This window comes from Nitrosomonas sp. Nm34 (assembly GCF_900113925.1).
GTDB lineage: Bacteria > Pseudomonadota > Gammaproteobacteria > Burkholderiales > Nitrosomonadaceae > Nitrosomonas.
In genome coordinates, this window is record NZ_FORD01000091.1 from 1 (window position 1) to 6727 (window position 6727).

Consider the following 6727-nt stretch of genomic DNA (forward strand, 5'->3'; position numbering starts at 1 on the left):
CCAAGGCTAAAAATTAGATCTGACTTCATAATATATTTATTCCTCTAAATAAATATATTATGGCGATAAGCCAATTCCACAATTGTGTAATGATTTACAGCGTACTGTTCCCTAACAGGAGCAGGCAATGCTTGATTGGTAGCATTGAATAATTCAACTATTGTAAAAATTACCATAGTTGAACTGTATGCTTGCTTAAAGCATGTTGATTTTAAATACCTCAACCGAGTTAATAAAAATTAACATGAAGACAAATTATTCATTATTAACCACCTCAAACCTAGATTTGCATCTTTTAGCCAATCACTTAGCAACACCTTTGATCTTCTCGACCATTCTGACCCCGCTCAACCCTAACATGGCTAGCACCAATTCTAGCAAGTAGTCAGCATGAATATCCGGCAGAGTCTTAAACGGCAGCTCAAATGCCTGAACGATCCAAAGCATGAAAGGTAGGCGTGAGATAGATATGCTACCACCAGTGGAACAGCCATTAATTAACCAGAAACAGTACACGCTTCTATTCAATAATAAAGTATTTCACAATCCATCCAAACAAGAGCTGTGGAAAGGTGACCTTGAGATAAGAAGAGCATGGACGCCTATATTAAGAGTGGCTGGAGTGCGGTATAGGAACCCATACCAGACTCGCCACACGTTCGCTTCCATGATGCTATCAGCTGGTGAGAATATCTCATGGTTATCCGCGCAGATGGGGCATTCAAATGTACTGATCACAGCTAAAATTTATGCTCGCTGGATTCCAGTTAATGAGCAGCAGGGAAGTAAGGCTTTGGAAATTTTTGGTCAGCATTTGGTCAACATAAAAAATAAATAATAATATATTCATATAGTTATAATCTATATACGCAAGAAGATCACTTGCAGCTCGCTGACACAGCAATTGCAGAACTGGAGAAAACGCTGGCACAAAGCAAGCATGCTACAGTCAGGCACGCGCTTAAAGATCTGCTTAATCAATGGCAGGAGCAACGTAAAAATGCCGAAAGCCGTTTGCAACGAATTGATACCGAACTGCAACGTTTAACTGCCCCTAGTGAGGAACTGGGTGAGGAATTGGTCACCAAATTGCAAAAGTTTGCCAGCGGGCGTGGGCTCAATTTAGTACTGGCGCTGGGCGGTTTTGTGTTGATCTATCTGGTACTGATAGGCCTCGGACAATTGATCAGACGGCTACCAAGTCGAAAGCATGAACCCGGAACACGACGATTGGCTCGAGCTATTGCCTTGTCGCTTCGAACGCTGACCGTGACCCTGGCTTTATTTACCGCTATGCTTATTTTGTACGTTCGTGGCTGGCTGTTATTTGGACTCATGGTTTTGCTAATGATCACATTAACTTGGGGATTACAAAAATCGTTGCCACGTTATATCCGAGAAATTCGCCTTCTGCTCAATATGGGTGGCGTCCGAGAAGGTGAACGCATCTTATATAATGGGCTACCTTGGCGGATTGCTTCACTTAACCTCTTTTCAACACTGTACAATCCTTTGCTTCATGGTGGGTTACTGCGTCTACCTATCGACCGCTTGGTAGATTTGCAGTCGCGTCCGTATTCCCCGGAAGAATCCTGGTTCCCCAGCCAAGCAGTGGTATCGTCATTCTGGAGGGCGACATTTATGGCAAAGTATTGCTTCAAACGCCAGAAATAGTGCAAATGCAAATAATGGGAGCCACTACCACCTTCAGCGTAGCTGACTATCTTGGCAAAAAACCTCGTAACCTGTCGCGAGATGAGTTTGCTATACCGATCAACTTCAAACTGAATTATCAGCATCATGAGACTATTCTGACCGACATTGTGCCCACATTACGCGCCTATCTGGAAGAGCAGCTGGCGCAACAACCCTTTCATCCTCATCTAACGGGACTGCTAGTAGAATTCAATAAGGCGGCCAATTCCTCATTGAATCTGCTGATTGTGGGCATGTTTACGGGTGCCGGCGCGGAAGATTACTGGTCGATCCATCGTTTCTTGCACCGTACCATACTCAGCGCCTGCAATCATTACAACTGGGCGATTGCTTAACCATCTGCCACCTACGCAGCCATTGCTCCTTTGGTTAATCATCCAACCTAGCATGTGCTGCCGGCTGTTAGTCATTCCATTTCCAAATCAAACATGACGCGAAGGCGAGCCGCAGACAGTATCAATAAAACGGTAAGGTAAAGCCGACAAAGCCAGCTTTGATTGAGAGATAGAATCAGTCCGGTCTGATCTCACGCTATGCTAAACAACAAACCCGAGCGGATCAAAAACGATCCCGCTTTCCCTCAACTCGGCCAGTGCTATATTCGCTTGATTGAGCGGATGCTCTGCGGCGAATACACCCAATTCTCCAATGGATGTGCCTGAATTCAGCAGATCAATGTATGGCTGCGCCTGTTCCGCAGTGGGTGCCGTTCCCATGAGGTTGCTCCAGAGTAACGAAGTTATTTGCGCAGGTGTATTGGCACTGGTGGCGGCGATAGCGAAGGCGGCAAGATCTTCATAATCAGTATTTTTTTCCAGCTCAGAAAGGCCGAGTGCCACATAATCGGCATTGGAAATACTTCCCGCGCCAAAAACAGCTCCAATCAATTTTGCAACTATCCCGGCCGAACCATCCATATCGAGCGCAAAAGCCATATCAGTAAAAATGATACGCTCGATACCTTGAAGCGTATCGATTCCTTCATTATTCGACCCTGCCCGTTCATCAATTACGATCAACTCACCGGCTGGCGAAACTTGATGAGTAAAATGAGAACGGGCACCGCTGTAGAGGGCGTAATCGATTCCTCCACCACCATGAATAGTATCGTTACCCAAACTCCCTTTGAAAATCTGTATATGTTGCTCACCCGGCATTTCACCTGTCATGTTGTCAGCGCCATCACCACCCAGCAAGACCTCAATGTTTTGACCTTCTTTTGCATTCACATTGTCGTTGCCATGAGTGCCAGGAACAATATTCATGTCCCGGAACAAAGTGTTTGCATTCAATTGGGAAGTGATAAATTCAATGCTTTGCCGGTAATTGATTTCCGTATCATCCAGCGGAACGAACAGTGCATGTTCTGATAATCCATTTATACCGGAATCATCCACCCGTACATTAATAACCGAGCCACTTATTTCATACCCCCTCGCCTCTCCTGCTATTACTGCTTCATCGTCATTATGACGAATATTGACGAAGCGTTCTTCCGGTAATGCTTGAAAATGATTAGTACCGGGTGATCCAAAAGTTACCCCGATATATCTCGCATCAGTAGCACCATAGTCTTGCATGAAGAATTGTGCAGCGGCTCCTCCTAAGCTATGGCCGGTCACGAGCACCTGTTCAATGCCTTGGCTACTGATATAGTTGGCGACTGATTGAAGGAAGCCGACTTCGTTATCGTTGCGCGCATCGTTTAAAAGATCATAATAACCTTTTATGTTGAAAACATTATTATTCCAATCTTTTCTGCCATTTTTTGTAAAAAGATCATTAGAACCCTCAAATGAAATGCCTAACATGCGTTTGCCACCCAGCATAGTTAAACCCACCGTTGCCGAAGCATTGTCATTGTCATATCGCAACAGACTCTCGCCTATCGTGCTGAATCGAGAATCGTTTCCCGCAAAACCCAAAGCTGTGGCATCTAAAGGTACCCAGCTTTGAATGCGTCCATTTACAGCATCGATGACTGGTTGATCGTCGAGATGGTTATCAGAATAAGCTCGTGCAGAAAGATTAAGTGCAGCAAGCATAATGTTGTCGGAAGTTATTTTAAGTTCGGGAACGGAACTGGCACTCCCTGATGTTATTGCCATCTTCTATCCTTTTTATATCGCATCTCGCTAACGGTTACCTGGGAGCCTAACACGCATCTATAAAAAATATTGAACTCAATCTATAGGTCACTCTAAAAATACTATTAATTCTATTTCTAACGCTCATGGTGATTACCTGTATCCCGAAGAATGAAAGAAACTTTAAGTTGGAAGGTGGCGAGTAGAGATCGTAATAGATTTTGGTAGTCTGATTCCCCGATTCTAGCGTGATCTGCCGGACTGACTCGCATCCCGGCACGCTAAACAGGCTGCTGGTGACTTATCACCTTCAGGCATATTCAGTGCTGGCTGGCACTCACCCCCTTCCACCCTTGAGTATAATTGACGGGAGTTAATATGGAAACTGATAGTACTGTACAAACACGTGGTTGGTCTCGAGGTTCATCACGCGCAAATCACGGTCTGTGCATTGATCGAGGAAGCCGATGACAGTACGAGCATGGAACAACGGCAGTTTGGTACGTTCAAACGCGATCGCCGGGAACGGGCATGCTGGGTGGCAGAGCTTCACCCCGACGAGGTTGCGATGAAAAGGTTCAACGTAATGCTCCGCGTTGGATTAAAGCTCTGATCAAGTTCGACATTATCACACCAGCCAAAACTTGATGATGATTTAACGTATCATGACCTTCACTGGCCAGAGGTTTGCTCGCCTTCAGCATGGGCTCTTTCACGCTAATCATGTCGCATTTGTTGCCGTGAGAACCCAGTCATACGCTCGATCGCAGCATTACGCCCTCTACCCGTCCGTGTCAGAGGCGTAGCCAGGCCGCTTGAATACATGCTCTATTAATCGATTACGCTCGTCCTTGGAAATTCGAAATGCTACCTCTGTAGTTTCCTCCAAGAATCCCTTGATCTGTGCCAGAGCCTATAGTTTCGCTTCTCCCATATTAATCACCATGCTTTGCATAATACTCGATTCAGCAATTCAAATTCAGGCTCATTTCTTGGTGGAAATATGGCCTTTCAATCTCTTTCATATAAAAAGAGATTGATCGTGGTTGACCTTACTGAGTCTGTTACAACTAACAATGCAGATGCGGTTTCCGTGCCTCTAAATATTATATCTGCTATATTCATGAAGCTGCTAATGTGTATCGCTCGGAAACCATTGAAAGTCAACTCATTGTGTACTTCACGCCTTGCTCTTCTCAAAGGAGACTGCTCATGAATCTACTTACTCACGACTTTTCTACTGCGCTCGCTGGTACACAGCCATCCTGCCTGTCACTTTACCAGCCAACCCACCGCACCACCCCGACAATCAGCAGGATCCCATTCGTTTCCGGAATTTAGTGAAAAAGCTAGAGCAATCGCTGCAACAAAAGCATTCTGCAGTCGCAATCACTAAGATTCTGAAGTCCTTTAACGCACTTGCCGATGATATGACGTTTTGGAATCATACTCTTGATGGGTTAGCAGTATTTGCTGCACCAGGGCTTTTTCAGGTAGTTAGAACGCAACGCCCGGTCATTGAGCTGGCTGTAGTGGCTAATAGTTTCCATACCAAACCACTCAGGCGTTTATTACAAACTGTTGATCGTTATCAAGTGCTCGGTTTGAGCCAGCATGTGATTAGGCTTTTCGAGGGAAACCGTGATGCGATCGACGAGATTGATCTTACTCCCGCCGTCCCGCGCACAATTACCGATACCCTCGGTGATGAGTTGACTGAGCCACGCTTGACTGTATCTTCTTATGGTGGCGCCGGACCAGGGAGTATACCGATGCACCACGGACACGGCGGCAAAAGCGACGAGATGGATGTGGACACCGAACGGTTCTTCCGTGCGGTTGACCGTGCAGTACTTGAGCATTACTCGCGACCAACTGGACTTCCCTTGATCCTAGCAGCACTACCTGAGCATCACGCTCTGTTCCACCGCGTCAGCCAGAATCCATTTCTTGCCAATGAGGGGATCATGATTAGCCCCGATGCTGTGTCTCTTGAAGAACTTCGAGCCCGTGCGTGGGAAGTGGTCGCACCTCAGTACCAGGTACGGCTTACTGAACTAATCGAAGTATTCGCGCAAGCTCATTCTAAGGGTCTGGGTAGTGGCGATCTCGCTGAGGTTGCGGCTGCAGCCACAGCTGGTTGCGTTGAAACGCTGCTGCTCGAAAGCGACCGTCAACTTCCTGGCCGGCTCGATCCCACAACGGGGCGTATCGAACTCAGCGAGCTTAGCGATCCTGACGTGGATAATCTGTTTGACGATATGGGAGAGCTGGTTGCGAACAAAGGAGGCCATGTGTGGATGATTCCTGCTGAACACATGCCTTCAAAAACAGGTGTTGCCGCGATCTACCGTTATTAAACTAAAGCTGAAAGGAATAATTATGAAAATCCAAGTCAATACCGACGATAATATCCAAGGTTCAGATGTGCTGAACGCGCAGGTTGAGGAAGTGATCGAGAGCAATTTACGGCATTTTCGTGATCAGGTGACCCGAGTGGAAGTCCATCTCAGTGATGAAAACAGCCAGAAAGGAGGCGCACGCGATAAACGCTGCTTGATGGAAGTTCGGCTAGAGGGTCGCCAACCCGTCGCTGTTACGCATCAAGCAGGAACCGTGAATGAAGCCATAAACGGTGCAGCCAGGAAGTTGAAAGCATCACTCGATAGCATTATTGGCAAACTAAGCAGTCAAATGAAGAGCCCTGCTGCTCCGAAGGGTGAAGAATCAGAATGATCATTCTTCGATAAATCACTCGTCGCATTTCAAAATTCAGTTTTATGCCTTTGAACTCTTTTCAGTTTAATTTGAATATGGACCAAATTTGTAATCGGGTCGGGGTAACGGATTGTATCCGTTACCTCTCCCACACCACCGGACGTGCGGTTTTCCGCATCCGGCGGTTGAACCCAGTAACTTAAGCT

The 6727-nt window shown here is 46.2% G+C and carries 7 protein-coding genes; 5 read left to right on the forward strand and 2 right to left on the reverse strand.

Annotated features, from left to right (window positions below):
• Positions 1 to 303: 303 nt before the first annotated feature.
• Positions 304 to 447: a hypothetical protein gene (locus BM283_RS19080; RefSeq protein WP_175492203.1), complete on the reverse strand. Its 144-nt coding sequence runs from the start codon at positions 445 to 447 to the stop codon at positions 304 to 306.
• On the opposite strand from BM283_RS19080, the gene BM283_RS16680 reads away from it, so the two are divergent.
• Genes BM283_RS16680 through BM283_RS16690 form a run of 3 tightly spaced genes read left to right on the forward strand, consistent with a single transcriptional unit; the run spans position 446 to position 2051 of the window.
• Complete coding sequence (locus BM283_RS16680; protein ID WP_090695146.1) at positions 446 to 838, forward strand: tyrosine-type recombinase/integrase; 393 nt, start codon at positions 446 to 448, stop codon at positions 836 to 838. The genes BM283_RS19080 and BM283_RS16680 overlap by 2 nt on opposite strands.
• A gap of 44 nt (positions 839 to 882) precedes the next feature.
• The gene (locus tag BM283_RS16685) at positions 883 to 1674 is read left to right on the forward strand and encodes a hypothetical protein (RefSeq protein ID WP_090695148.1); all 792 of its coding nucleotides are present in this window, start codon (positions 883 to 885) and stop codon (positions 1672 to 1674) included.
• Positions 1675 to 1679: 5 nt separating this feature from the next.
• Positions 1680 to 2051 carry a hypothetical protein gene (locus tag BM283_RS16690; protein ID WP_139225324.1) on the forward strand — a complete coding sequence of 124 codons (372 nt, stop codon included), beginning with the start codon at positions 1680 to 1682 and terminating at the stop codon, positions 2049 to 2051.
• A gap of 201 nt (positions 2052 to 2252) precedes the next feature.
• Here the strand turns inward: BM283_RS16690 and BM283_RS16695 are convergent, their stop codons facing one another.
• Positions 2253 to 3824: a lipase family protein gene (locus BM283_RS16695; RefSeq protein WP_090695152.1), complete on the reverse strand. Its 1572-nt coding sequence runs from the start codon at positions 3822 to 3824 to the stop codon at positions 2253 to 2255.
• 1166 nt (positions 3825 to 4990) lie between these two features.
• Here BM283_RS16695 and BM283_RS16710 point away from each other — a divergent pair.
• Together BM283_RS16710 and BM283_RS16715 are read left to right on the forward strand one after the other, a co-directional pair.
• Positions 4991 to 6163, forward strand: a complete 1173-nt coding sequence (locus BM283_RS16710; protein ID WP_217646576.1) for a baeRF3 domain-containing protein — start codon at positions 4991 to 4993, stop codon at positions 6161 to 6163.
• 22 nt (positions 6164 to 6185) lie between these two features.
• Entirely contained in the window at positions 6186 to 6539 is a 354-nt protein-coding gene (locus BM283_RS16715) for an HPF/RaiA family ribosome-associated protein (RefSeq protein ID WP_090695158.1), read from the forward strand.
• The last annotated feature ends 188 nt before the right edge of the window (positions 6540 to 6727 follow it).